Source organism: Pseudomonas sp. NFXW11 (genome assembly GCF_049887815.1).
Taxonomy (GTDB): domain Bacteria; phylum Pseudomonadota; class Gammaproteobacteria; order Pseudomonadales; family Pseudomonadaceae; genus Aquipseudomonas.
Genome location: NZ_JAGEKI010000001.1, coordinates 158301 through 182142 on the forward strand (window position 1 = coordinate 158301; position 23842 = coordinate 182142).

A 23842-nucleotide genomic window follows, 5' to 3' on the forward strand; every position below is an offset into this window, starting at 1 on the left:
CGATCGCGACTACATGCAGGCTTTGCAGCCAGCAGCGATGGACAGCGAGTTGCTTTGTTGGTTGCCCACCCCGGCCGAGACGTTGGCGCCGCCGTTGCCCGAGAAGTTGTTCATCGAGCCGGTCATGCTGGCGTTGTTGACCACTGGGTTTTTCCAGCCGTCTTTGGTCAGCACTTGCTGGGTCCAGTAGCCAGCCAGTTCGACAGTGCCTTGTTCTTTGAAGGTGAGTTTCTGATCGTCGTTGCCATGGCCTTTGTTGTCGTTGCCATAGCCATGACCGCCGCCATGATCGTCGCCGCCTTCGATTTTGCCGCTGCCAGTGCCTTTGTAGGTGCCGGAAGCCACGAAACCGCCAGTGAGGGTGTCTTTTTTGTAGGCTTGGACACCTTTGTTTTCTACGACCAGGTTGGTGGAGGACTGGTTGGCCGAAGCCGCGGCGGTGGCTACGCGACCGCCGGATACGGCGATGGCCAAGTTGTTTTTCTGTTGGTTGAAGTCGCCGGCGGTGACGTTGATGCCGATGTTGCCGGAACCATTGTTGCCGGAGTTGTTCATCACAGCGTTGTTCTGTGTCGAAGAGTTTTTCACATAGTTGTTGTTGTTCACCTGGGTGGCGCTGGAAGCTGCTACAGCGGTGCCGAAGATGAAGTTTTCATCGGCGGTTGCCAGGGCTGCGGCATTGTCTTGTTGGTTGCCATCACCGGCGGCGACGTTGGCGCCCATATTGCCGTTGGAGCCGTTGAGGGAGTTGTCCATCTTGGCGTTGTTGTTGGTGCCCTGGTTGTTCACCACGTTGGTGTTGCTGTTTTGCACGTCGATTACTGCAGCACCGGCCCCAGCGGTGATTTGCAGCAGAGTGTTGAGATCCGGACCTTGGTTATGGTCGCCATGACCATTGCCATGACCGCCGTTGTTACCGTGATCGTTACCACCTGCCTGGGCAGCCATTGCCATGACGGCGGCCAGTGCGAAAACCAGTGGTTTGAGAGCCATTGTTGGTTTCATGGTGTTTCTCCGGTGCTTATTAGTTGGTTAAGTGTTGGTACTTTCTAATTGCACTGCGAAGGGTCAATCTGCGACCCGGATACTCAGGGTGTTAGCCATGCGGTTCCCCACCCCTGCACTCTGGTTCACCTGAACGACGCCACGGCTGCCGGTGAAGGCCTGGTCGCTGGTAACGACCTGGCGGCTGCCTTGTTGACTGCCAGTTGCTCCCGAGTTTGGTAGCAGCGCCACGTTCTGTTGGGACAGGGCGCTGTCGTCAATACTTTGCGGATTGGCACTGATGCTGATCCGCAGGGCATTGGCCATCTGGTTATTGGCCCCGGACGACTGGTTCACACCCAGTGCGCCGCTGCCGTTGCTAAAAGAGTTGCCGCCGATGGTGCTGCTGGCGTTGACCGAGCGGTCGGCTGGCGTGGTGATTTTCTGCTTGACGCTGGTCACCGCCGTGGCATTGGTGCCGATGGCGATGGCCCGTACGTTGGTTTGTTGTTGCTGGTCGCCGGCGGCCTGGTTGACATTGAAGTTGCCGGTGTAGCCGGCGCCGGAGTTCTGGATGGTCGAGGTGTCGGTGACCTGGCTGGTGGAATCGGCCATGGCCGAGGTGCAGCCGAGCAGGGCCAGCAGCAGCAATGAAAACTTCATTTCAATGGCCTCCGATATTGTTCAGCGGCGCCATGCCGGAACCTATGGAGCGGTTGATCGAGCCGGAGATCGCGCCGCCTGAACCGCCGCCGTGGCCGGCAGCCATGCCGGGCAGGCCATTGGGGTTGGTGACCACGTTCATCCCGGCGACCCCGCTGCCATTAGGCATCACTGCACCGCGTACCAAGGAACCACTGCTGATACCGGCGAAGTCGCTATCACTCATTTCGTTATTGAGTGTGCCGGTGACGAATCCCGAAGGATTGGCATTGACTGTGGTGGGATTGGGGTCGCGGTTCAGGGAGCGGCCGATCGCGGTCGGATGAATCTGGCGCTCGAGAACGATTTCGCCATTACCAGCGGCCAGAACCGGAAGGCTGTGTACCGCGCTGACGGCACAGCCGATCAGTAGCAGGCGGGTGAAACTTTTGCTTAGTGTCCCCACGGCGGTATTCCTTCTTCTGGGTGCTGGCCCTAGTCAGCGTTGACAGGGACAGAGCAGAAGCCGTGCCGCTTTTTATTTGTTGTGGGTATTCAAGGGCTTGGCGAAAAGCGCGGGCGGGGCACAGAGCAACTGTTTCAGGGCTGAAACAGGTCCCTCCCACGGCCACTGGCCATGACCGAGGAAATGCTCTGGAACAAGGGTTGCTGGCAGGTTGTATCAGCGGCTTAACAGTTTTCCCGAGTGCCGCGCCAAACCCGGAAAATCCGGGCCTGCTGGTCGAGGAAGTGTTTCAGGAATGGACACCTGGCAGTGCGCGCGCAGGGATTTTCCCTCAGCCCTGCAGCAGTTGCCGGACCTGTGCGAACGCCTGCCGGCGGCGCTCCTGCCAGTCGCCGCGGATCATTCGGTAGGGCTGGGCATGTTGCTCCAGCCATTGCTGCGTGGCGTCGAAAAAAGCCTGGCGCTGGGTCAGTTGTGGCTGGCAGCGCTGGCCGTCGTCGCTCCAGGCCACATCTTCGGGCGACAGCAGCAGGTGCAGGTCGTAGTGGCGGGCCAGCAGTTCTGGCTCAAGCCACTCGGGGCAGTCGCCGAACAGGGTGCGGCTCCACAGCAGGTTGCTCAGCAGGTGGGTGTCGAGTATCAGCAACTCGGGGCGCTGTGCCCGGGCCTGGTCTTCCCAGGCCAACTGGCCGCGGGCGATCCGGGGAATGTCCGCCAGGCAGGTGTCACGGCATTCCTGCTCGATGAAGTGGCGCACGTATTCGCCGACCTGAAGGCCGCCAAAGTGCGCTTGCAGTTCGCCCGCCAGCCAGCTCTTGCCGCTGGACTCAGGGCCGGTCAATACCAGCACCTTCACGATTGCAGGGCCGGGTCGGCGCGCCAGCTGCGCCAGCCCTGGATGGCCAGCAGGGTGAACAGGGCGTAGAGCGCGGCGGTCAGGTACAGCGCCTTGTAGAGGAACAGGCCAACGAAGATCACATCCACGGCGATCCACAGTGGCCAGCATTGCACGCGCTTTTGCGCCATCCACCACTGGGCCACCAGGCTGAAGGCGGTCAGGGCGGCATCCAGCCAGGGTTGCGCGGCGTCGGTCCAGTGTGCCATGGCCGACCCCAGCAGCAGGCTGCCCAGGGCGCCCAGCGCCAGACCCTGGAGCATGCCGCCGGCCTGCAACTGAGTCACCGGGCGCCCCTGATGCTGCTCGCCGCCACGGGTCCATTGCCACCAGCCATAGAGCTGCAGCACCGCGTAGACCACCTGCAGCAGCATGTCGGAATAGAGTTTGACCTCGTAGAAGATCCAGCTGTAGAGCAGCACCATGACCAGGCCGATGGGCCAGCACCAGGGGTTCTGCTTGACCGTCAGCCAGACGGCGATCACGCCTAGCGCAGCGGCAAACAGTTCAAGCCCGGACATGGCGGTTCCTTGGGGGAAATGGAGGAGGGGGCGGATTGTACCCAGAGTCGGCCCCAGGCGTTAGCCCGGGGCCGCTGATTCAGACACGGCTCAGACGCGGAACTGGCGCAGCAGGCCGTTGAGCTGCTCGGACAGCTCCTTGAGATGATGGCTGGCGGCGCTGGAGTGCTGGGCCGCCAGGGCAGTGCCCTGGCTCAGCCCGGCCACCTGGCCGACATTCTGGTTGATGTCCTCCACCACATGGGCCTGTTGCAGGGTGGCGCTGGCGATCGAGGCATTCAGCCCGTTGAGGGTGCGCAGGGCCTGGCCGATGGCATTCAGGCTGTTGCCGGCCAGGCCAGCCTGTTCGATGGTCAGTTGCGAGGCGCGGCTGCTGTCGCCGATCACCTTCACCGCGGCTTCCGAATGGTTCTGCAGGCGCTCGATCATGCCCTGGATTTCCGCGGTGGATTGCTGGGTGCGCTGGGCCAACAGCCGCACCTCGTCAGCCACCACGGCAAAGCCGCGACCTTGTTCGCCGGCTCGGGCAGCTTCGATGGCGGCGTTCAGGGCCAGCAGGTTGGTCTGCTCGGCGATGGAGCGGATCACCTCCAGCACGCTGCCGATCTGGGTGCTTTCCGCCGCCAGGGTGCGGATCACTTCCACCGCCTGGTCGATGGTCCCGGACAGCTGGTCGATCTGCTGCAGGCTGCCGTCGATATTGACCTGGCCCTGCTGCGCCTGGACCTCCGCCTCGCGCACTTCGGCGGCGGCGTGCTCGGCGTTGCGCGCCACGTCCTGGACCCCGGTGGTGACCTGGCTGATGGCCGCGGCTACCTGTTCCATCTGTTGCGATTGCTGCTGGCTGCGTTCCTGGGCCTCGCCGGCATTGCTGCCCAGCTCGCTGGAGGACTGCTCCAGGGCCGCGGCGCTGTTCTGCAACTGCATCACCACCCCGCGCAGCTTGGCGGTGAATGCGTTGAAGTGCCGGGCCAGTTCGGTCACTTCGTCCTGGCCATGGGTGTCGAGGCTGCGGGTCAGGTCGCTTTCACCGCTGGCGATATTGGCCATGGCCTGCACGCTTTCCCGCAGCGGGCTGACGATGCTGCGCACAATCAGCACCACCAGCGCCGCCATCAGCAGGGCAATCACCAGGCCGATGGAGGAGGCGCGCAGTACCTGGCTGTAGAACTCATCCTGCAGGTCGTCGATGTAGACCCCGGAACCGATGATCCAGCCCCAGGGCTGGAACAGCTGGATATACGAGGTTTTCTGCACCGGCTGCTGGGCACCGGGCTTGGGCCAGCGGTAGTCCACCATGCCGGCGCCCTTGGCCTTGGCCAGGGCCACCATCTCGTTGAATACCTGGAAACCGTCCGGGTCCTTGATCGCCGCCAGGTTCTGCCCGTCGAGCTTGGGGTTGGCCGGGTGCATGATCATCACCGGGGTCAGGTCGTTGATCCAGAAGTAGTCGTTCTGGTTGTAGCGCAGCCCGCGGATGGTCTGCAGCGCCTGCTGTTGCGCCTGGGCCCGGGTCAGGCTGCCGGCGGCTTCCAGGCCCTGGTAGTAGTCGAGTACGCCGGCGGCGGTCTGTACCACGTGCTGGGTCTTCTGCGCCTTGGCCTGGTACAGGTCGCCATGAATCTGCTTGAGCATCATCACGCCCAGGGTCACCAGGGTCAGCACCGCCACGATCAGGATCAGCCACAGGCGCTGACTGATGGACATCTTGCGTAAGCTATTCATCATCCGGTCACTCCAGATTCTTGTTCTTGTCATTAAGGGCCGTGAGCATCCAAGCATGCCGGCCGCAAAGCGCCAACCCTACGGAAGTCCAATAACATCGCGACGCATTTTGCGCCTGTCTGCTAGGATTTCGGCGCCTTCGCGCAAAACCTGAAGCATTTCGGACTTTTCACAGAATTTTCATGGGCTTGTGTTGAACTTATGCCAGCCGAAATCTCGGCTACGCTCGACGCAACAACGCTTCGAACACTTAAAAAAGAGGCATGCCAGGAGCATGGCCTTATGGGGGATTGATGGATCTTTGGACCGCCGCACAGGCATTGATACTCGGGATAGTCGAAGGCCTGACCGAGTTTTTACCCATCAGCAGCACCGGGCACCAGATCATCGTCGCCGACCTGCTGAATTTTGGCGGCGAGCGGGCGATGGCCTTCAACATCATTATTCAGTTGGGGGCGATCCTGGCGGTGGTCTGGGAATTTAGGCGCAAGATCCTTGAAGTGGTGCTTGGCCTGCCGACCCAGCCCAAGGCCCAGCGCTTCACGCTCAACCTGCTGATTGCCTTCCTGCCGGCGGTGGTGCTGGGGGTGATCTTCGCCGATCTGATCCATGCCTACCTGTTCAACCCCATCACCGTGGCCACGGCCCTGGTGGTAGGCGGCATCATCATGCTCTGGGCCGAGCGCCGGCAGCACGAGGTGCATGCCGAAACGGTGGATGAAATCACCTGGAAGGACGCCCTCAAGGTCGGTTGCGCCCAGTGCCTGGCGATGATCCCCGGCACCTCGCGCTCGGGCTCGACCATAATCGGCGGCTTGCTGTTCGGCCTGTCGCGCAAGACCGCCACCGAGTTCTCGTTTTTCCTGGCGATGCCGACCATGGTCGGCGCCGCGGTGTATTCCGGCTACAAGTACCGGCACCTGTTCCAGCCCGATGACTTCCCGGTGTTCGCCATCGGCTTCGTCACCGCCTTTATCTTCGCCATGATCGCGGTCAAGGGCCTGCTGAAGTTCATCGCCAGCCACAGCTACGCGGCGTTCGCCTGGTACCGGATTGCCTTCGGCCTGTTGATCCTCGCCACCTGGCAGTTCGGCTGGGTCGACTGGACGGCGGTCAAGTCGTGACCAACCCCCCTCGCGCGCGCAACGAGCAGCGCCCGCAGATCCGCCAGGCGAAAATCAAGCTGCTGTTGTGGCTGCTGCTCTGTGCCTTGCCGCTATGGGGTTCGCTGTCGCTGTGGGAGCGGGGCATCTCGATCCTTCCGCTGCTGGCCTATGGCGCGGTCAGCCTGCTGACCTTCCTGCTGTACTGGCATGACAAGCGCCGCGCCCGGGCGCAAGGCCAGCGCACCCCGGAAAATCTGTTGCACGCCCTGGAGCTGGCCGGCGGCTGGCCCGGGGCGCTGCTGGCCCAGCAACTGCTGCGGCACAAGACCCGCAAGCTGTCCTACCAGACGCTGTTCTGGCTGATTGTCGCTCTGCACCAGGTGTACTGGATCGACCGCCTGTTCCTGCAAAGCGGCCTGCTGAGCCTGCTCTAGAGCAGCAGGCCAACCTGGGTGCGCTTGGGCAGCTTGGCCACCACCAGTTGATGGGAGCGTTGCAGCAGTTGCTTGAGCTCTTCGGCGCCCAGGGGGTAGGGCGTTTGCATGATGATCCAGTGGGCGCGGGCCAGATAGGGCGCCGGGCCAATGCCCGGGCGGTCGACATGGCCGAGGAACAGCTCCGGGTCGACCTTGAACGCCAGGGAGTCGCCGCGCAGGCCCTGCAGGGCGAACATCTTGCTGCCGGCCACCGAGAACACTCGTACGCCGCCCCATTTGTAGTCTTCGCGGGCGCCCGGCAGGCCCAGGCAGAATTGCGCCACTTGCGCTTCGCTGAAGGTTGGTTTGTTCACAGCAGTCGTTCTCCACAGCCTTCGAAGGTTTCAGTCAGGTGTTCGATCCAGGCCCGCACGGCCGGCAGCACACCGCGGCGGTGAGGATACACCGCCTGCAGCCAGCCGCCAGGCAAGGACCACTCCGGCAGCATCTGCACCAGCTGTCCGCTGGCCAACTCTTCCTCGCAATACAGCATCGGCAGCACGGTGCAGCCCAGGCCGGCGAGGGCGCAGGCGCGGCGCACGATAAAGTCGTCGATCCCCAGGCGCGCCTCCAGCGCCAGGTCGCAGGCCTGGCCCTGCTGGTCGAGCAGGCGCAGGTGCACAAGGCGATCGGCTTCCAGGGCGCCGAGAATCGGCAGCTGTCGCAGGTCGTGGGGATGGCTCACCGGGTGCTCGCGCAAGAATGCCGGGCTGGCGACCATGGCGGTTTGCGCGCGACGCAGGCGCCGGGTCACCAGCAAGGGGTCTTCATCGCCCTGTTCGCGTACCCGCAGGGCCACATCGACGCCTTCGGTGATCAGGTCGACTCGGCGGTTGAGCAGCAGCATCTCCAGCTGCACCTGGGGGTATTTCTCCAGAAAGCTGCTGACCAGCGGGGTCAGCAGTTCATGGGCCAGGCCCACCGGGCTCGACACCCGCAAGCGCCCGCGGGGTTCGCTGGCCATGCTGGCCACCGCCTCGTCGGCCATTTCCGCCTCCAGCAGCATGGCCTGGCAATGCCGCAGGTAGCGCTCGCCCACGGCAGTCAGTTGCAGTTTTCGCGTGGTGCGCTGCAGCAATCGCGCCCGCAGGCGCTCTTCCAGTTCGGCAATGCGCCGCGACAGTCGCGACTTGGGAATGCCCAGCAGGCGCCCGGCGGCGGCAAAGCCTCCGGCTTCCACCACCTTGGCGAAGTAATAGAGGTCGTTGAGGTCTTGCATATAAAGGAGGGCTCGATTGTTCTGCTGGTGGGACGAACTATCGCATTTTTGCCGTCTAATCAGCTATTGGTTTCATCTGTAGGATTGCCACCATCAGATCGCCAAGGGGCGGTCCCCACTTGGAGATTCCAGATGAAACTGCTGCATATCGATTCCAGCATCCTTGGCGACAACTCGGCCTCCCGTCAGCTGAGCCAGAGCGTGGTCCAGGCCTGGAAGGCCGCCGAGCCCCAGTTGCAAGTGACTTACCGTGACCTGGCCAGCGACGCCATCAGCCACTTCTCCGCCGCGACCCTGGTGGCCGCCGGCACCGCCGCCGAGCTGCGCGATGCCGCCCTGGCCCATGAAGCCCAGCTCAGTGCCCAGGCCCTGGAAGAATTCCTGGCCGCCGATGCGGTGGTGGTGGCCGCGCCCATGTACAACTTCACCATCCCCACCCAGCTCAAGGCCTGGATCGACCGCATCGCGGTGGCCGGCAAGACTTTCCGCTACACCGAAGCCGGCCCGGAAGGCCTGTGCGGCGGCAAGAAGGTGATCGTGGTGTCCACCTCCGGCGGCCTGCACGTTGGCCAGGCCACCGGTGTTGGCCATGAAGACTACCTGCGGGTGCTGTTCGGCTTCTTCGGTATCACCGATGTCGAGTTCGTTCGCGCCCACGGCCTGGGTTATGGCGAAGAAGTGCGGACCAAGGCCCTGCGCGACGCCCAGGCGCATATCAGCCAGCAGCTGTTCGCTGCCGCGTAAGGCTTGTGTAAAGTCGCAACGCCACACGGCAAGCGCCACTAAACTCTGTATCCTGATCAGCTTTCGTTGGTCGGGGTACGGAGTTTTTTTATTGGCGGTGTTCAAGGTTTCTGGCTCGGGTTATGCAGTGCAATGGGCAATGCCCCTTTGTCGTGCAGCGCTGCTGGTGAGCCGATATCGCTTCAAGGCCTTGGCGGCAAGGGATGGCGGGGGAAGTGGGTTTTCTCGATCCGGCGGCAAAGGTGGGTGGGTGATGAAAGGTCTTTGTGCAGTGTTACTGATGTGCCTGCTCAGCAGCCCGGTTTCGGTGCAGGCCGCCCCTGCGCCACGCCCGCATTGGAGCGTGGGCTTCCACGAAATGAGCTTTCTCGACCCGCTGGACCTGCAGCCGATGCGCGCCATCGCGTTCTACCCGTCCACCGGCATCGAGCATGCCAGCCAGCTGGAGGGCTATCGGATCGCCGCCTCGCGGGATGCCAAGATCGCCATCGGACGCTTCCCGATGCTCATGCTGTCCCACGGTAACACCGGCACGCCACTGGCCCTGCACGACCTGGCCACCTCCCTGGCGCGCAAGGGGTTTGTGGTGGTGGCGGTGATCCATCCCGGCGACAACTCCAAGGACCACAGCCGCCTGGGCACCCTGAGCAACCTCTATGGGCGGCCGATCCAGATTTCCGAAGCCATTACCGCAACCCTCGGCGACCCGATGCTGTCGCCCTTCGTCAACGCCGATCAGGTGGGGGTGATAGGTTATTCCGCCGGCGGCGAAACGGCGCTGATCCTCTCTGGCGCCACCCCCGACCTCGACCGCTTGCGGCGTTACTGCCAGGAGCGCCCCGACGACCGCGATGCCTGCAATACCCAGGGCGAACTGATAGTCGACCGCGACGACCTGGAGCCGGTAGCCGACACCCGGGTGCACGCACTGATGCTGATGGCGCCGCTAAGCCTGAAGTTCGGCCGCCAGACCCTGGCCGGGGTGCATGTGCCAGTGCTGCTCTACAGTGGCGACGGCGACCAGTTGGTGGCCCTGGACAAGAACGCCGCGGCCCTGGCTCGCAAGCTGCCGGTGGCGCCGGACTTCAAGCTGCTGGCCGGCGCCGGGCACTTTGTGTTCATGGCGCCGTGCAATGCCGAGCAGATGGCCGCCATGCCGGCCCTGTGTACCGATGCCGATGGCGTCGATCGCGAGGATATCCATCGCAACCTGATCCTCGAGGCCGGAAAATTCTTTGCCCATACCCTGGGCAAGCCGAGCCGTGCCGGGATGCAGACCGCCGATCAGTGACTTAACCGCTGGCCCGGCGTTGCAGCAGCAAGGTCAGGCCCAGGCCGCACAGTGAGAGCAGGGCGGCGCAAAAGAAGATCCACGGGTAGCCCAGGTTCAGCGCCACCGCGCCCATCAGCGGCCCGGCCAGCGCCAGGGCCAGGTCGAAGAACACCGCATAGGCGCTCAAGCCGGCACCACGGCTGCTGTTGGGCACCTGCTTGATGGCCTCCACCCCCAGCGCCGGATACACCAGCGACAAGCCGAAGCCGGTGAGCCCGGCGCCCACCAAGGCCCATGAGGAGGAGGGCGCGAGCCACAGCAGCGCCAAGCCCAGGGTCTCGACACACATGCAGGCAATGGCCGAGCGAAAACCGCCAAAGCGGCTGATGCTGGAGATAAACAGCAGCCGCGAGCAGATAAAGCACACCCCGAACACCGTCAGGCAATAGGCGGCGCCGGTCCAGCCGCGGTTGAGGTAGAACAGGGTGATAAAGGTGGTCAAGGTGCCATAGCCGATCGACGCCAGGCTCAGGCTGACGCCAAAGGGTGCGATACGCCCGAACACTGCCCAGAATGGCAGGCGCTCGCCACGCACTACCGGCACCGAAGGTTTGTTGCGGATCAATACCAGGGCCAGCGCCGCCAGCACCGCCAGGGCAATGCCCAGGCTGGCGAAACCGTACTGCTCGACCATCAGCACCCCCAGCGGCGCGCCAATGGCGATGGCGCCATAGGAGGCAATGCCGTTCCAGGAAATCGAGCGTGCGGTGTGTTCGCTGCCCACTTGGCCCATGCACCAACTGATGGTGCCGACCCCGATCAGGCCCTGGGCCACCCCCAGCAGCAGGCGCCCGCCCAGCAGCACCATCAGGCTCAGCAGTGGCCACTCTTGCCACTGCACCGAAACCAGGGTCAGCACGCCACTGAGAAAAATCCCCAGCAGGCCATAGATGATCGAGCGCTTGGTGCCCAGGGTGTCCGACATGCGCCCGGCCATGGGCCGGCTGAGCAGGGTGGCCAGGTACTGCGAGCCGATGGTCAGCCCGGCAACTACCGCGCTGAAGCCCAGTTGTTCATGGACATAGCCCGGTAGCACGGCAATCGGCAGGCCGATGCAGAGGAAGGCGACAAAGGTGTAGAAAACGATGGAGACGATCTGCAGGGTGATCGCCATGGAGCTTTGCGCGGGAGGGTGTGGCTCAGGCATGAGGCTCATTCGCGGGCGGCGGTTAGAGACGCGCATCATCGCGTGCCGCGATGGGAAAAGAAAGCAGGCTAACGATCTGCACAAAAAAAGCCCCGTCCAGTGTGACGGGGCTTTTTCTTGCCGCTTAAAGCTTGAAGCTTGTAGCTGCTTTTAGAACACCACACCCTGGCTGCGCAGGTAGTCATCGTAAGTGCCGCTGAAGTCGATCACGCCGCTAGGGCTCAGCTCGATGATGCGGGTGGCCAGGGAGGAGACGAACTCGCGGTCATGGCTGACGAAGATCAGGGTGCCCGGGTAGTTCTCCAGGGCCAGGTTCAGCGCCTCGATGGATTCCATGTCCAGGTGGTTGGTCGGTTCGTCCATCACCAGCACGTTGGGCTTTTGCAGGATCAGCTTGCCGAACAGCATGCGGCCTTGCTCACCACCGGAAATCACCTTGACCGACTTAAGGATCTCGTCGTTGGAGAACAGCATGCGGCCGAGGGTGCCACGGATCATCTGCTCGCCCTGGGTCCACTGGCCCATCCAGTCGAACAGGCTGACGTCGTCTTCGAAGTCGTGGGCATGATCCTGGGCGTAGTAGCCGACTTCAGCGCTTTCGGTCCACTTCACCGCACCGGCGTCCGGGGTCATTTCGCCCACCAGGGTGCGCAGCAGGGTGGTCTTGCCGATGCCGTTCGGCCCGATGATCGCCACGCGCTCGCCGGCTTCGACGGTGAAGCTGAAGTTCTTGAACAGCGGCTTGCCGTCGAAGCCCTTGGACATCTGCTCGATGGTCACGGCCTGGCGGTGCAGCTTCTTGGTCTGTTCAAAGCGAATGAACGGGCTGACGCGGCTCGATGGCTTGACCTCGGCCAGCTGGATCTTGTCGATCTGCTTGGCCCGGGAAGTGGCCTGCTTGGCTTTCGAGGCGTTGGCCGAGAAGCGGCTGACGAAGGTCTGCAGCTCGGCGATCTGGGCTTTCTTCTTGGCGTTGTCCGACAGCAACTGCTCGCGGGACTGGGTCGCGGCGGTCATGTACTCGTCGTAGTTGCCCGGGAACAGGCGCAGTTCGCCGTAGTCCAGGTCGGCCATATGGGTGCAGACGCTGTTGAGGAAGTGCCGGTCGTGGGAAATGATGATCATGGTGCTGTTACGCGCCGTGAGGATGTTTTCCAGCCAGCGGATGGTGTTGATGTCCAGGTGGTTGGTCGGTTCGTCCAGCAACAACACTTCCGGATTGGAGAACAGCGCCTGGGCCAGGAGTACCCGCAGCTTCCAGCCTGGAGCCACTTCGGTCATGGGGCCGAAATGCTGTTCCAGGGGAATGCCCAGGCCCAGCAGCAACTCGCCGGCACGGGATTCGGCGGTGTAGCCGTCCATCTCGGCGAACTCGGTTTCCAGCTCGGCCACGGCCATGCCGTCTTCTTCGGTCATTTCTGGCAGCGAATAGATGCGATCGCGCTCGGCCTTGACCTTCCACAGCTCCTCGTGGCCCATGATCACAGTGTCGATCACGGTGAATTCTTCATAGGCGAACTGATCCTGGCGCAGCTTGCCCAGGCGGACATTGGGTTCGAGCATGACCTGGCCGCTGGACGGCTCGAGGTCGTTGCCGAGGATTTTCATGAAGGTCGACTTGCCGCAGCCGTTGGCACCGATCAGGCCATAGCGATTGCCGTTGTTGAACTTGACCGAGACGTTCTCGAACAGCGGCTTGGCGCCGAACTGCATGGTGATGTTAGCAGTGGAGATCAATTACTTTACCTATCAATAGCTTAGGGTGCACTTTTGCGGCTGGGTGTCACCGGGAAGGGTTCCGATGAGCGCCAATCCGAGCTTGGGTTGATCCAGCGCGCATAAGTTGACAGCAGCTTCAGCGCGGAGGGCCGAGCTGCCGGGGGATAAATGCGGGGGTTAATGCCAGACATGGCGCGCATTGTCGCATAGCTGCGACGACAGTTGTATGGCGGTTCTTGGGCGATGGCTAATGAAGAGTGACGATTCTGCGGCTCTCGCCAATGCGGATTCGGTCCAGCGCCCGGTTCAAGGCATCCAGGGCATTGAGCAGGGCTTGCGCCTCGGCTTCCCGACCGTCGCCCCACAGCCGCTCGGCCATCTTGTTCAGTGCCTGGATGGAGCGTTCGATTTCTGCGGCACTGGTGGCCTGGGTCTCTAGGGGTGATTTCTTGGGCATATACCGAGGCCTCTGCAAGGCCGTTATCGCGACCGGGATGATGGAACTGCCGCAGCCTATCGCTCTTGGCGACATTGCAAGGCCGCAGCCTGGAGCCTGGAGTCTTCGCCGACATCGACCACTGCCAGGCTGTCGCCGCCCAGCTCGGCAGCCCGATTGAAGGCCAGGTTCAGCGCGTCGCCATTGGACCAACCCTTGACAGTGAAGGCCTTGAGCACCTTGCAGGACTGTGCCGAGGCCGCAGTGACCAGATTGACCTGGCGACCGGCAGCGGTGAGCTGTGTGGTACAGGCGTAGAGCGACGTGGCGACAGCGAAAAGCAGGATAACAGCAGGCAGATGACGCATCACGGAAAAACTCCTGTAGGTCCGGCCCGGGGAGGGCGCCGGAGCGGTTGTCGGAGTATATCGCTGCCGGTTGCTTGCAGGCGCCGACAAAACGCGAGCCTTGTCCGGTGCGTCTGGATCAGCTCGAAGCGCGCTCCAGGGACGTGGGCTCGCCGCTCACCGCGCGGATGAACTCCAGCAAGTGTTCTCCAGCTTCCGCTGCTGCGGCCTGGAGCAGGCAGTGCGGAGCGTCGATTTCCACCAGTTGCAGGTCTGCGCGTTCTTGGCGAATCAGCGCCGAAGCCGCGGGCGGCACCAGCCGGTCCCGGCGTGCCCGCAGGTACAGCAGCGGCACTTCGACAGTGCGCAAGGCCTCGCGCTGATCCACGCGAATCACCGCTTGCAGCCGGGCCCGCAGTACCTTGGGCTTGACCTGGGCAATGGCGCCGGCCAGGGCCGTGCGCAACGTTGCGCTGGAAAAACCGCCCAGCAGCAAGGCATCCAGTGGCCAGAATGGCAGGTGTTGCAAGGGCACCAGCGGCAGCAGTGGCGAAAGCCCGGCCAAGGCCGGTCGTGGATTGCAGACGAAACTGGCGCACAGCACCAGCCCCAGCAGCCCGGCTGGACGTTGCGCGGCAATGGCCACCGCCAGCGGGCCGGAAAAGGATTCCCCCAGCAGCACGAACGGTCGGTCCTTGGGCAATTGCGGCCACACCCGTTGCAACAGCGCGGGGTAGTCCAGGAACTGATCGTCGGGGTAGGCCACCACTTGCAGCGGCATATGCGGCTTGAGGGCCTTGCACAAAGGGTCGAACAGGTGGCCGGTGCCGTCCATTCCGGGCAGCAGTACCAGGGTCGGGGGCAGGGTGGGGTCGATCAATTCAGCGGTCCTTGCCGGGTGGAAGAGGGGCGTTGGCGGTCGGCAGCATACCTTGCCCGGCGCGTCGCGACAGCAGGCGGATGGCCAGCAGCCTGTCGATTGACCTGAGTCAATTCCTGCAGAAATCAAGGAAAACTCCTACAGAAGCCCCCAAGCTTTTCACAATTTTGAGTTAACCATTGGTTACAAACTGTGGCTAAAATGCCAGCCAATGGCCAGATGCCAAGGCTCGGATCGGCGTTCAACCCAGGCGCCGATCAGTTTTTTTCAACTCAGACGCTGCCATTTGCCTTTGGCCCTCGGGCTTTCAGGGGCGCAGCATGTTCTCTTCTGACGTGTGACGATTTCCGTGAAACTCATCATTGCCGCTGCATATATCCTGTCCATCGCCTACGTCCACCTGCGTGGGCGCGTGCGTCATAAGCTCGGGCGCCAGCTCAGTGATCACTCGACCTTCCTGGCCCCCATCAACTGCTTCCTCTACTTGTTCTCCAAGCATCCGAACCGGCCGTACCTGGACCCGGCAGATTTTCCGGAGATGAACAAGCTGCAGGAACACTGGGAAGAAATCCGCGCCGAGGGCCAGCAATTGCTGCAAGCCGGCGAGATCAAGCGTTCGGACCAGTACAACGATGTGGGATTCAACTCCTTCTTCAAGACCGGCTGGAAGCGCTTCTACCTGAAGTGGTACGGCGACAGCCATCCTTCGGCGATGAAGCTGTGCCCGCGCACCACCGAGCTGGTACAGAGCATCGGCTCGATCAAGGCGGCGATGTTCGCCGAACTGCCGCCAGGTTCCAAGCTGGTGCGCCACCGCGACCCCTATGCCGGTTCCTACCGCTACCACCTGGGGCTGGCCACGCCCAACAGCGAAGGCTGCTACATCGAGGTCGATGGCGAGCGCTATCACTGGCGCGATGGCGAAGCGGTGATGTTCGACGAGACCTATATCCACTACGCGGAAAACACCACCGAGCAGAACCGCATCATTCTGTTCTGCGATGTCGAGCGGCCGATGAAGTACCGCTGGGCCGCAGCCTTCAATGGCTGGTTCAGCCGCACCGTGATGTCCGCCGCCGGCTCGCCCAACGATGCCGGTGACAGGACTGGCGGCCTGAACCGTGCCTTCACCAAGCTGTACAAGATCCGCCTGCGGGGCAAGGAGCTGAAAAAACGCAACCGCACGCGCTACTACCTGGAAAAGTGGGCGATCTTCGCCGCCTTGCTGTTGCTGTTCATCTATATCTGAGTGGATGCCTCAGGCCTGTTCGCCGGCAAGCCGGCTCCTACGGAAAACGCCGCGAACCTGGACCGTAGGAGCCGGCTTGCCAGCGAAGGCGTCGATGAGAACACTGCAAGGCTCATGGCCCCGGCTCCTGCGCAAGGTGGTGGTCGGTTACCGGGTGTTACATGTTCTGCGAAATTATTTGATTAACAAGGCCGAACCCTGGGCGTAGCGTGGACTCGAATTCGATATCCGCCACGCCTCGGGAGGCTTGTGATGCACCCTCTGATTCGCGCCCTTGCGGCCATTTTCGCCCTGGTCTGGGTCGCCGCCCCAGCCTCGGCTGCCAGCCCTGAGGCTGCTCCCGCCAAGCCCTTGCCGGCCTCCCTGCAACTGGCGCAAAACCTGCCTGCCAGCGGCAACAACGACCCCTACAGCAACCCCATCCGCCGAGCCAACCCCAACAGCATGCAGGGCACCCAGCCGGCCAATCCGTCGCTGCACAGCCCCAACACCGCACCTGCCAAGCCTGCGCCGACCCTGGAAAACGGCGGCATCGGCAATGGCTACCCGCGCGGCGGGGTGCAACGGCCGAACCCCGATCCACGCTTGCCCAGCCCCAGCTACGATGCCAACGGCAATCGCCGCTGAAGCCGAAAATCACCGAGACGATGGCCACCTGGTCGGTGACTGTCAGGGAACCTCTTGATCCACAGAAGGAAGCGAGCATGTTGCGCAAGACCCTTATCGCCACCCTGTGCGCCGGCGCCTTGCTGGGCCAGGTGCTGCCAGCGGCGGCAGCCAACCTCCAGACCTTTCCCAGCGAGCAGGGCAACCTGCGCCTGACCCCGCTGGCCCAGGGCCTGAACCACCCCTGGGCCCTGGCCTTTCTGCCGGACCGGCAAGGCCTGCTGGTGACCGAGCGCGCGGGCAACCTGCGCCTGCTGGGTGCCGATGGCAAGCTGTCGGCGCCCCTGGGCGGGGTGCCCCAGGTCTGGGCCCAGGGCCAGGGCGGCTTGCTGGATGTGGCACTGTCGCCGGACTTCAAGCAGGACCGCCTGGTCTACCTGTCCTATGCCGAAGGCGGTGGCCAGGGCGGCACCGCCGGCACCGCGGTAGGTCGTGGACGGCTGGCCAAGGACCTTGGCAGCCTCGAGGACTTCCAGGTGATCTTTCGCCAGGAGCCCAAGCTGTCCACCGGCAATCACTTCGGCTCGCGACTGGTGTTCGACCGTGATGGCTACCTGTTCATCACCCTGGGGGAAAACAACAACCGGCCCACCGCCCAGGACCTGGACAAGCTCCAGGGCAAGGTGGTGCGCCTGTATCCGGACGGCCGTGTGCCAGACGACAACCCCTTTGTCGGCCAGCCCGGCGTGCGTCCGGAAATCTGGAGTTACGGCCAGCGCAACCCTCAGGGCGCGGCGCTCAACCCCTGGAGCGGCACCCTGTGGGAGATCGAGCACGGGCCCAAGGGCGGTGACGAACTGAACATCATCGAACGCGGCAAGAACTACGGCTGGCCCCTGGCAACCCATGGCATCGACTATTCCGGCCAGCCGATCTCCGAGGCCGTTGGCCAGACCGCCCCGGGCACCGTGGCCCCGCACCATGTCTGGGAGAAGTCCCCGGGCATCAGCGGCATGGCCTTCTATGACGCGGATCGCTTCAAGCCCTGGCAGCACAATCTGTTTATCGGCGCCCTGGCCAGCCGCGAGCTGATCCGCCTGCAGTTCGACGGCGACCGAGTGGTGCATGAGGAGCGCCTGCTGGGGGATCTCAAGGCGCGTATCCGTGACGTGCGCCAGGGCCCGGACGGCTACCTCTATATCCTCACCGACGAAGACCAGGGCGTGCTCTACAAGATCGACCTGCAATAACCCGGCGCCAAACGTAGGAGCGGGCTCGCCCGCGAAAGCGCCCGCCATCACGGCGCAAGGCTCCAGGGCCTGTTCGCCGACCCGCCGGCTCCTACCAGCAAGGCGCAGCAAACAGCACCACTGCAGCCCGCAACTTGCTGCTGCCAAAGCTGCACATCTTGTCGAATTCGCCATGGCTCACCGGCAGGTGCTGGCAGTCCATCGGCTGGCGATGCTGGCTGTGGTCCACCTCCGGGTCATGCAGGTAGACGAAATCCTGGTCGCAGTCGGTGACTATTACCCAGTGCGGCGCCTTGGAGCGGGTCAGGCGGTAGCTGCTGATCAGCACCAGCGGCTGGCCGCCGTCGCGCAACAGCCCGGGCAGGTCCAGCGGGCCGCCCAGCACCTGCTGCACCTGGCTGGCGTCGAGCTCGCGGCAGAACTCCTCGTGCACCAGGCGCATTACGTCTTTCTTGTGTTCGTCGCGCACGCCATTGAGAAACAGCGGCCCGGCGCTGTTGACTTGCAAGCGCACGGCAAAACCCCTGCGCCAGGCCGCCAGTGCCAGGCCCTGGGGGCTGCAGCCGCCGTGGCCGGCGGTCATGAATACCGTGGTCGCCTCGCGCCACAGCTGCAATTCCTCACGCCGCTCCAGGGGCCTGGCCGGTTGCAGGGCCGCCATGGCCATCAGCAGGCAGGCCGGGCCGCAGGTGAAATCGGTGGTCTGCTGGTAGTAGGGCACGCGGATATTGCGCGTCTCGCGATGCTGCAGGATGCGTTTTTCCAGGCGCAGGCCGTCGGCGTGGTCCTGGTAGTAGTCATGCAGCCTTGCGAAACGCCGGTAGCCCTGGCGCTCGTAGAGGGCGATCGCCGCCAGGTTGTCGCTGCGCACTTCCAGGCGCAGGTAGGCACAGTCGTGTTCCAGGGCGCAGGCTTCGATGCGTTGCAGCAGGCGTTTGCCCAGGCCCAGGCCGCGGGCGTCCTCGGCAATGGCGATGGAGTACAGGCGTGCCAGGGACGTGCCGCGATGAAACAACACCAGGGCGTAGCCCAGCACCTGCTGCTGGTGCTCGGCCACCAGCAAATGGCCATGGGCACGGCTGATCATCCATTGGAAACTGCGTGGGCTCAGCCGGTCGCTGGTGAAACATTGCTGTTCCAGGGCCACCAGCGCCGGCAAGTCGTCGGGGACTGCAGTGCGAAAGACAAGATCCATATAACCGCCGTAAAAGTTGCGTAATGAAACGAGACTTCAAAAAAAGTTCGTGCTTAATAGAAAGGGTCAGGTTCTTCAGCGAGAGCGAACTTTATGTCAGCGGTACAAGGTCATTGGCGAGCAGTATCCGAGCAAAGTTTGCCGGCTTCAATCACTTCCACAAGTTATTTTCCACGGCCCCGGGCAACTTCCAGCGAGCTGCTTATCATTGTCGAGCGCAAGGAAGACTGGGCGTCTTACTTCCCCAGTGAAAACATACTCACGGCCCAGGAATACCTTGAGCAAAGCCGCGAAAGTGCCCCGGGGAAAAGGCTCCAGGTGATCAACCTGTGCCGCAGCTACAAGTACCTGGGGCACGGCTACTACTGTTCGCTGCTGGCCGAAGCCCGCGGTCACCGGGCGATTCCCTCGGTGCGCACGATCAGCGAACTGACCCGCAAGGCTCTCTATGGCCTGGTTCTGGATGATCTCGACAAGCGCCTGGAAAAAGCCCTGAGCAATCACCTCTACAGCGCTACCGAAGGTTTTACCCTGACCCTGTATTTCGGCAAAACCCATATAGAGCCTCTGCAAGAGTTGGCCCGCCAGTTATTCGAGTTGTTTCCTTGCCCGATTCTCTTGGTCAACTTCAAGCACACCGATAGTTGGCACATAGAAGGGGTGAAGGCGGGGGCCTTGCATAAGTTGCGCGACGACCAGGAAGATCAGTTCGCCAACTCCCTGGACAGTTTCAGTCGCAAGGTCTGGCGACTGCCCAGGTCCCGGCAAGTGGCCCGTTATGACTTGGCGATACTCCATGATCCCCATGAAAGCCTGCCGCCATCCAACGCCCGGGCCCTGGACAGTTTCATTCGCGTGGGCAAGGGCCTGGGCATTGATGTCGAGCTGATCGAGAAGAAGGACTACGCGCGCCTGGCCGAATACGACGCGCTGCTGATCCGCGAAACCACCAGCGTCGACAACCACACCTATCGCTTCGCCAAGAAGGCCGAAAGCGAAGGGCTGGTGGTGATGGACGACCCCACTTCGATCCTGCGCTGCACCAACAAGGTCTACCTCACCGACCTGCTCAACAGCCACCAGCTGGGCATGCCCGCCACCGAGATTCTCTACAAGGAGCGACCGCAGGATTTCGAACGGGTAGGCGAGCGCCTGGGCTTTCCCCTGGTGCTGAAGATTCCCGATGGCTGTTTTTCCCGTGGGGTGATCAAGGTCGAGAGCCAGCAAGCGCTGCTGGCGGCCACCGCGGAACTCTTCGAGCACTCGGTGCTGTTGCTGGCCCAGGAATTCTTCTACACCGAGTACGACTGGCGCATTGGCGTGCTCAACCGCAAGCCGATCTTTGCCTGCCAGTACTTCATGTCCAAGGGCCATTGGCAGATCTACAACCACAAGGCCAAGGGCCAGGACATCAACGGCGAATGCCGCACCCTGGCGGTGCACGAGGCGCCGAGGGCGGTGGTGGAACTGGCGGTGAAGACCGCCAACCTGATCGGCGACGGCCTCTATGGGGTGGACCTCAAGCAGTCCGGCGACAAGGTGGTGGTGATCGAGGTCAACGACAACCCCAACCTTGACGCCGGCATCGAGGACGCCTACCTGCAGGACGACCTGTATTCCCTGGTGCTGGAAGAGTTCGTCCGCCGCCTGGAGCTCAAGCGCCGCGGCCAGGCCTGGTAGGCGGGGCGTCAGGCCGGTTGCAGGGTCAGCACCTCGTAGCCCTCGGCGGTGACCGCTACCGTGTGTTCCCACTGGGCCGAGAGACCGTTGTCGCGGGTCACCACGGTCCAGCCGTCCTTGAGCCCACGCACCCGGGCGCTGCCCTGGTTGAGCATCGGCTCGATGGTGAACACCATGCCTTCGCGCAGTTCCAGGCCGCTGCCGGGGCGGCCGAAATGCAGGATCTGCGGTTCTTCGTGCATTTGCCGGCCGATGCCGTGGCCGCAGTATTCACGCACCACGCTGTAGCCCCGGGCCTCGGCGTGGGACTGGATGGCATGGCCGATATCCCCCAGGCGGGCGCCGGGACGCACCACCTCGATCGCCGCCCACATGGCCTCGAAGGTGCTCTGCACCAGGCGCTGGGCCTTGGGCCCGACGTTGCCGATCAGGTACATCTTGCTCGAATCGGCGATATAGCCGTTCTTCTCCAGGGTGATGTCGATATTGACGATATCGCCGTCCCTGAGCACCGCCTTGGCGTGGGGCATGCCGTGGCACACCACTTCGTTGATCGAGGTGTTGATACAGAAGGGGTAGTTGTACTGGCCCTTGCTTGCCGGGCGCGCCTTGAGTTCGTGGCGGATGTAGTGCTCCACCGCGCTGTCCAGTTCCAGGGTGGACAGGCCGGCGCCGACAAAACCGTCGAGGTAGGTGAACACCTGGGCCAGCAGGCGCCCGGATTCGCGCATCAGCGCCAGTTGCTCCGGGGTCTTGATCAAGCCCTGGGTCATGTCCGCCCCCTGAGCAGGTCGGGTTTGTTCAGCAGCAGCTTGTGGATCAGTTCGTGGTAGGCCAGGTGCGGGTTGAGCTCGGCCAACAGGCCGATCTTGATCCAGAACTCGGCCTGGGCGTTGATCGAGCGATCCATGGCGGCGCTGGCCATGCGGATCTGCTCGTGCAGTTCATCGGAGATCTTGACGATACCCATGAATAAAGAGCCTCTTGGGGAAATATATGAATCATATATAAAACGTATAAAGAGGCTCAAGCGGCAAGCTACAAGCTGCAAGAGAGAGCGGCTTGTAGCTTGAAGCTTGCCGCTTGTAGCTGTTCTCTGGCTCTGCTAGTTTCCGCCAATGAATTTTTATCTCGTTGTTGCCCAGCCAAGCATTATTACCGCCATTCCTTATTGGCGGGCTTGCTGACGACTGCACCCAACCCGCCCTGGAGGCGGGTTTTTTCTCTCTGTCTCCCGGGCTTCGAACACAGCCAGGAGATCCGCCATGCAGCACCGCCGCCTCACTTGCCAGCCTCCCGCCGACCGGGCCCTGCTGGAACGCTATGTGAAGATGATTCTCGCTGCGCCGGTGTACGACCTGGCGCTGTGCACGCCGTTGCAGGCAGCGCCGGCTTTGTCGCAGCGCCTGGGCAATCAGGTGCTGCTCAAGCGCGAAGACCTGCAACCGACCTTTTCCTTCAAGATCCGTGGTGCCTATAACCGTCTGGCGCAGCTTGACCAGGAGCAGAAGCGCCGCGGGGTGGTCACCGCCTCTGCCGGCAATCACGCTCAGGGCGTGGCTCTGGCGGCGCAGAAGCTGGGCATTCGCGCTCGCATCGTGGTCCCGGCCAACACCCCGGAACTCAAGGTGTTGGGGGTGCGCAGCCGGGGCGGCGAGGCGCTGTTGCATGGCGACAGCTTTCCCTTCGCCCTGGCCCATGCCCTGGAACTGGCCGCGGCCACCGGTGCGACCTTCGTCTCGCCGTTCGACGACCCCCATGTGATCGCTGGGCAAGGCACGGTGGCCATGGAGATCCTGCGCCAGCAACAGGGCGCGCTGGATGCGATCTTCGTGCCCGTGGGCGGTGGCGGGCTGATCGCCGGGATCGCCGCCTATGTCAAATACCTGCGGCCGGAGATCCGCATCATCGGCGTCGAATCGGAGCATTCCAACTGCCTGCAACAGGCGCTGGCGGCCGGCGAGCGGGTGGTGCTGCCGACGGTTGGCACCTTTGCCGACGGGGTCGCGGTGGCGCAGATCGGTGAGCATGGCTTCGAGATCTGCCGGCATCATGTCGACCAGGTGATCAGCGTCAGCAACGACCAACTGTGCGCGGCGATCAAGGACATCTACGACGACACCCGCTCCATCACCGAGCCCTCGGGGGCGCTGGCAGTGGCCGGAATCAAGCAGTACGTGCCCCAGAGCGGGGCATGCGGGCAGACCCTGGTGGCCATTGATTCGGGGGCCAATATCAATTTCGACAGCCTGCGTCACGTCGCCGAACGCGCCGCCTTGGTCGGCACCGGCTTGCCAGCCAAGGCGTCGGCATAAGCGGTGCATGGCTTGCGGGCCCCTTCGCCGGCAAGCCGGCTCCTACGAGAGCGGTAGCAGGGTCAGGACAACCGAAGCAGGGTGGGGATGAAGGTAAGCACGCCACCGCCACCTTTGGCAAAAAACCACATTGCAAAGAGCGAAATCGAATTTAGCGAGGCCTGGAAAGCAGCTTAGTCTGTAGCTTGGCCCCGTCTGCAATAACCCTTAGCACCACGCCTGGGCCCACCATGAACACGGATGTCACAGCGTTCGGCCATTGATTGGCCGTCTCGCACCGAAGGAGAGAGTCGCCATGTTTCTATCTGCCCTGGAACTACGCAATATCATCGAAAGCAGTTTTCTACCCAAGCGTTGCCAATGCACCCTGAGCCCTGACCTGTCGATGACGGTGAAAGTCTTCGGCGACCCTGCCACCGACCGGGTCGACCTGCTGGTCACCGGCATCGATGCCGCGCAACTCAATGGCTGCCGGGAAATCAACGAACTGATCGCCGAGCTGCGCTATGACCTGGCACACGGCGCGGGCCACGTGGAACTGAAGCGCGCCCATCACTAACGCCTATTGCGGGCCTGGATCGAGCCCAGGCCCGGGATTGGCAGGACCTCAGTTCTGATTGCTGCAGGCGTCGGACATCTTGCTGTAGGTGATTTCCTCGGGCTTGCCCTGTTTGTCGATGAACTTCATGTCGGCGGTGATCACTTTGCAGTCCTGGGTTGCAGGTTCGCTCATCGAGATCACCTTGCTTACATGCAGAGGCATTCCGTAGTGATAGGGCACCGCGTGGGTGTCCGCCTGGGCCAGGCCACTGGCGGCGCCGAGCAGCAGGGTGAGGGTCAAGCCGATACGCAGGTTCATGGTGATTCTCCGATGCAGGTTCCAGGTCAGTTCCTAGCTTTAAGCTCG

26 protein-coding genes and 1 pseudogene are annotated in these 23842 nt (G+C 62.9%); 10 read left to right on the forward strand and 17 right to left on the reverse strand.

The features are described 5' to 3' along the window. Positions 1-9: 9 nt before the first annotated feature. The 6 genes from J4P02_RS00700 to J4P02_RS00725 all read right to left on the reverse strand — a co-directional run bounded on the left by J4P02_RS00700 (position 10) and on the right by J4P02_RS00725 (position 5233). A complete protein-coding gene (locus J4P02_RS00700; protein WP_426186597.1) occupies positions 10-1005 on the reverse strand; it encodes a heme utilization protein in 996 nt (331 codons plus the stop codon). 63 nt (positions 1006-1068) lie between these two features. Beyond that, a complete protein-coding gene (locus J4P02_RS00705) occupies positions 1069-1647 on the reverse strand; it encodes an adhesin (RefSeq protein ID WP_426186600.1) in 579 nt (192 codons plus the stop codon). Between the two features lies 1 nt (position 1648). Further along, a complete protein-coding gene (locus tag J4P02_RS00710; protein WP_426186603.1) occupies positions 1649-2092 on the reverse strand; it encodes a hypothetical protein in 444 nt (147 codons plus the stop codon). Between the two features lie 331 nt (positions 2093-2423). Beyond that, complete coding sequence (locus J4P02_RS00715) at positions 2424-2948, reverse strand: AAA family ATPase (RefSeq protein WP_426186606.1); 525 nt, start codon at positions 2946-2948, stop codon at positions 2424-2426. Further along, positions 2945-3508 carry a nicotinamide riboside transporter PnuC gene (gene pnuC, locus J4P02_RS00720; RefSeq protein ID WP_426186609.1) on the reverse strand — a complete coding sequence of 188 codons (564 nt, stop codon included), beginning with the start codon at positions 3506-3508 and terminating at the stop codon, positions 2945-2947. The genes J4P02_RS00715 and pnuC overlap by 4 nt, the downstream gene beginning before the upstream one ends. Positions 3509-3598: 90 nt before the next feature. Continuing rightward, complete coding sequence (locus J4P02_RS00725; protein WP_426186612.1) at positions 3599-5233, reverse strand: methyl-accepting chemotaxis protein; 1635 nt, start codon at positions 5231-5233, stop codon at positions 3599-3601. 293 nt (positions 5234-5526) lie between these two features. On the opposite strand from J4P02_RS00725, the gene J4P02_RS00730 reads away from it, so the two are divergent. Together J4P02_RS00730 and J4P02_RS00735 are read left to right on the forward strand one after the other, a co-directional pair. Further along, positions 5527-6357, forward strand: a complete 831-nt coding sequence (locus J4P02_RS00730) for an undecaprenyl-diphosphate phosphatase (RefSeq protein WP_426186615.1) — start codon at positions 5527-5529, stop codon at positions 6355-6357. Continuing rightward, positions 6354-6773: a DUF1294 domain-containing protein gene (locus J4P02_RS00735; protein WP_426186618.1), complete on the forward strand. Its 420-nt coding sequence runs from the start codon at positions 6354-6356 to the stop codon at positions 6771-6773. The genes J4P02_RS00730 and J4P02_RS00735 overlap by 4 nt, the downstream gene beginning before the upstream one ends. Here the strand turns inward: J4P02_RS00735 and J4P02_RS00740 are convergent. Then, complete coding sequence (locus tag J4P02_RS00740) at positions 6770-7129, reverse strand: MmcQ/YjbR family DNA-binding protein (RefSeq protein ID WP_426186621.1); 360 nt, start codon at positions 7127-7129, stop codon at positions 6770-6772. The genes J4P02_RS00735 and J4P02_RS00740 overlap by 4 nt on opposite strands. Then, entirely contained in the window at positions 7126-8034 is a 909-nt protein-coding gene (locus J4P02_RS00745) for a LysR substrate-binding domain-containing protein (protein WP_426186624.1), read from the reverse strand. Before J4P02_RS00745 ends, J4P02_RS00740 begins: the two co-directional genes overlap by 4 nt. Before the next feature lie 132 nt (positions 8035-8166). Between J4P02_RS00745 and J4P02_RS00750 the strand changes: the two genes are divergently transcribed. Together J4P02_RS00750 and J4P02_RS00755 are read left to right on the forward strand one after the other, a co-directional pair. Further along, positions 8167-8778 (forward strand): FMN-dependent NADH-azoreductase, encoded by a 612-nt coding sequence (locus tag J4P02_RS00750; RefSeq protein ID WP_426186627.1) that lies wholly within the window; start codon positions 8167-8169, stop codon positions 8776-8778. Positions 8779-9031: 253 nt separating this feature from the next. Then, positions 9032-10069, forward strand: coding sequence for an alpha/beta hydrolase family protein (locus tag J4P02_RS00755; protein ID WP_426186630.1), 1038 nt, complete (start codon positions 9032-9034; stop codon positions 10067-10069). Position 10070: 1 nt separating this feature from the next. Here J4P02_RS00755 and J4P02_RS00760 read toward each other — a convergent pair whose 3' ends face one another. The 5 genes from J4P02_RS00760 to J4P02_RS00780 all read right to left on the reverse strand — a co-directional run bounded on the left by J4P02_RS00760 (position 10071) and on the right by J4P02_RS00780 (position 14640). Next, positions 10071-11258 carry an MFS transporter gene (locus tag J4P02_RS00760; protein ID WP_426186633.1) on the reverse strand — a complete coding sequence of 396 codons (1188 nt, stop codon included), beginning with the start codon at positions 11256-11258 and terminating at the stop codon, positions 10071-10073. A 150-nt stretch (positions 11259-11408) separates the two neighbouring features. Next, complete coding sequence (locus J4P02_RS00765; protein WP_426186636.1) at positions 11409-12995, reverse strand: ABC-F family ATPase; 1587 nt, start codon at positions 12993-12995, stop codon at positions 11409-11411. Positions 12996-13224: 229 nt separating this feature from the next. Beyond that, positions 13225-13434: a hypothetical protein gene (locus J4P02_RS00770; RefSeq protein ID WP_426186639.1), complete on the reverse strand. Its 210-nt coding sequence runs from the start codon at positions 13432-13434 to the stop codon at positions 13225-13227. A gap of 56 nt (positions 13435-13490) precedes the next feature. Continuing rightward, positions 13491-13784 (reverse strand): hypothetical protein, encoded by a 294-nt coding sequence (locus tag J4P02_RS00775; protein ID WP_426186642.1) that lies wholly within the window; start codon positions 13782-13784, stop codon positions 13491-13493. Between the two features lie 115 nt (positions 13785-13899). Then, positions 13900-14640 carry an alpha/beta fold hydrolase gene (locus tag J4P02_RS00780; RefSeq protein WP_426186645.1) on the reverse strand — a complete coding sequence of 247 codons (741 nt, stop codon included), beginning with the start codon at positions 14638-14640 and terminating at the stop codon, positions 13900-13902. A gap of 349 nt (positions 14641-14989) precedes the next feature. Here J4P02_RS00780 and lpxO point away from each other — a divergent pair, with 349 nt between their 5' ends. The 3 genes from lpxO to J4P02_RS00795 all read left to right on the forward strand — a co-directional run bounded on the left by lpxO (position 14990) and on the right by J4P02_RS00795 (position 17745). Then, positions 14990-15889, forward strand: coding sequence for a lipid A hydroxylase LpxO (gene lpxO, locus J4P02_RS00785; RefSeq protein WP_426186648.1), 900 nt, complete (start codon positions 14990-14992; stop codon positions 15887-15889). A gap of 252 nt (positions 15890-16141) precedes the next feature. Further along, complete coding sequence (locus tag J4P02_RS00790; protein WP_426186651.1) at positions 16142-16516, forward strand: hypothetical protein; 375 nt, start codon at positions 16142-16144, stop codon at positions 16514-16516. A 77-nt stretch (positions 16517-16593) separates the two neighbouring features. Then, entirely contained in the window at positions 16594-17745 is a 1152-nt protein-coding gene (locus tag J4P02_RS00795; RefSeq protein WP_426186654.1) for a PQQ-dependent sugar dehydrogenase, read from the forward strand. Positions 17746-17836: 91 nt separating this feature from the next. On the opposite strand, the gene rimI is transcribed toward J4P02_RS00795, so the two are convergent. Further along, complete coding sequence (gene rimI, locus J4P02_RS00800) at positions 17837-18940, reverse strand: ribosomal protein S18-alanine N-acetyltransferase (RefSeq protein WP_426186657.1); 1104 nt, start codon at positions 18938-18940, stop codon at positions 17837-17839. A 93-nt stretch (positions 18941-19033) separates the two neighbouring features. On the opposite strand from rimI, the gene J4P02_RS00805 reads away from it, so the two are divergent. Further along, the gene (locus J4P02_RS00805) at positions 19034-20620 is read left to right on the forward strand and encodes a RimK family protein (protein ID WP_426186660.1); all 1587 of its coding nucleotides are present in this window, start codon (positions 19034-19036) and stop codon (positions 20618-20620) included. Positions 20621-20628: 8 nt separating this feature from the next. On the opposite strand, the gene map is transcribed toward J4P02_RS00805, so the two are convergent. Together map and J4P02_RS00815 are read right to left on the reverse strand one after the other, a co-directional pair. Further along, positions 20629-21393, reverse strand: a complete 765-nt coding sequence (map, locus tag J4P02_RS00810) for a type I methionyl aminopeptidase (protein WP_426186662.1) — start codon at positions 21391-21393, stop codon at positions 20629-20631. After that, the gene (locus tag J4P02_RS00815) at positions 21390-21590 is read right to left on the reverse strand and encodes a ParD-like family protein (protein WP_426186665.1); all 201 of its coding nucleotides are present in this window, start codon (positions 21588-21590) and stop codon (positions 21390-21392) included. Before J4P02_RS00815 ends, map begins: the two co-directional genes overlap by 4 nt. Positions 21591-21885: 295 nt before the next feature. Between J4P02_RS00815 and ilvA the strand changes: the two are divergent. Both ilvA and J4P02_RS00825 read left to right on the forward strand, forming a co-directional pair. Next, positions 21886-22899: pseudogene (gene ilvA, locus J4P02_RS00820) on the forward strand (threonine ammonia-lyase, biosynthetic); the annotation flags it as partial. 331 nt (positions 22900-23230) lie between these two features. Then, a complete protein-coding gene (locus tag J4P02_RS00825; RefSeq protein WP_426186668.1) occupies positions 23231-23494 on the forward strand; it encodes a DUF1652 domain-containing protein in 264 nt (87 codons plus the stop codon). Positions 23495-23542: 48 nt separating this feature from the next. On the opposite strand, the gene J4P02_RS00830 is transcribed toward J4P02_RS00825, so the two are convergent. Next, on the reverse strand, positions 23543-23794 hold the full coding sequence (locus tag J4P02_RS00830; RefSeq protein ID WP_426186671.1) for a DUF2790 domain-containing protein: 252 nt from the start codon (positions 23792-23794) through the stop codon (positions 23543-23545). Positions 23795-23842 lie beyond the last annotated feature (48 nt).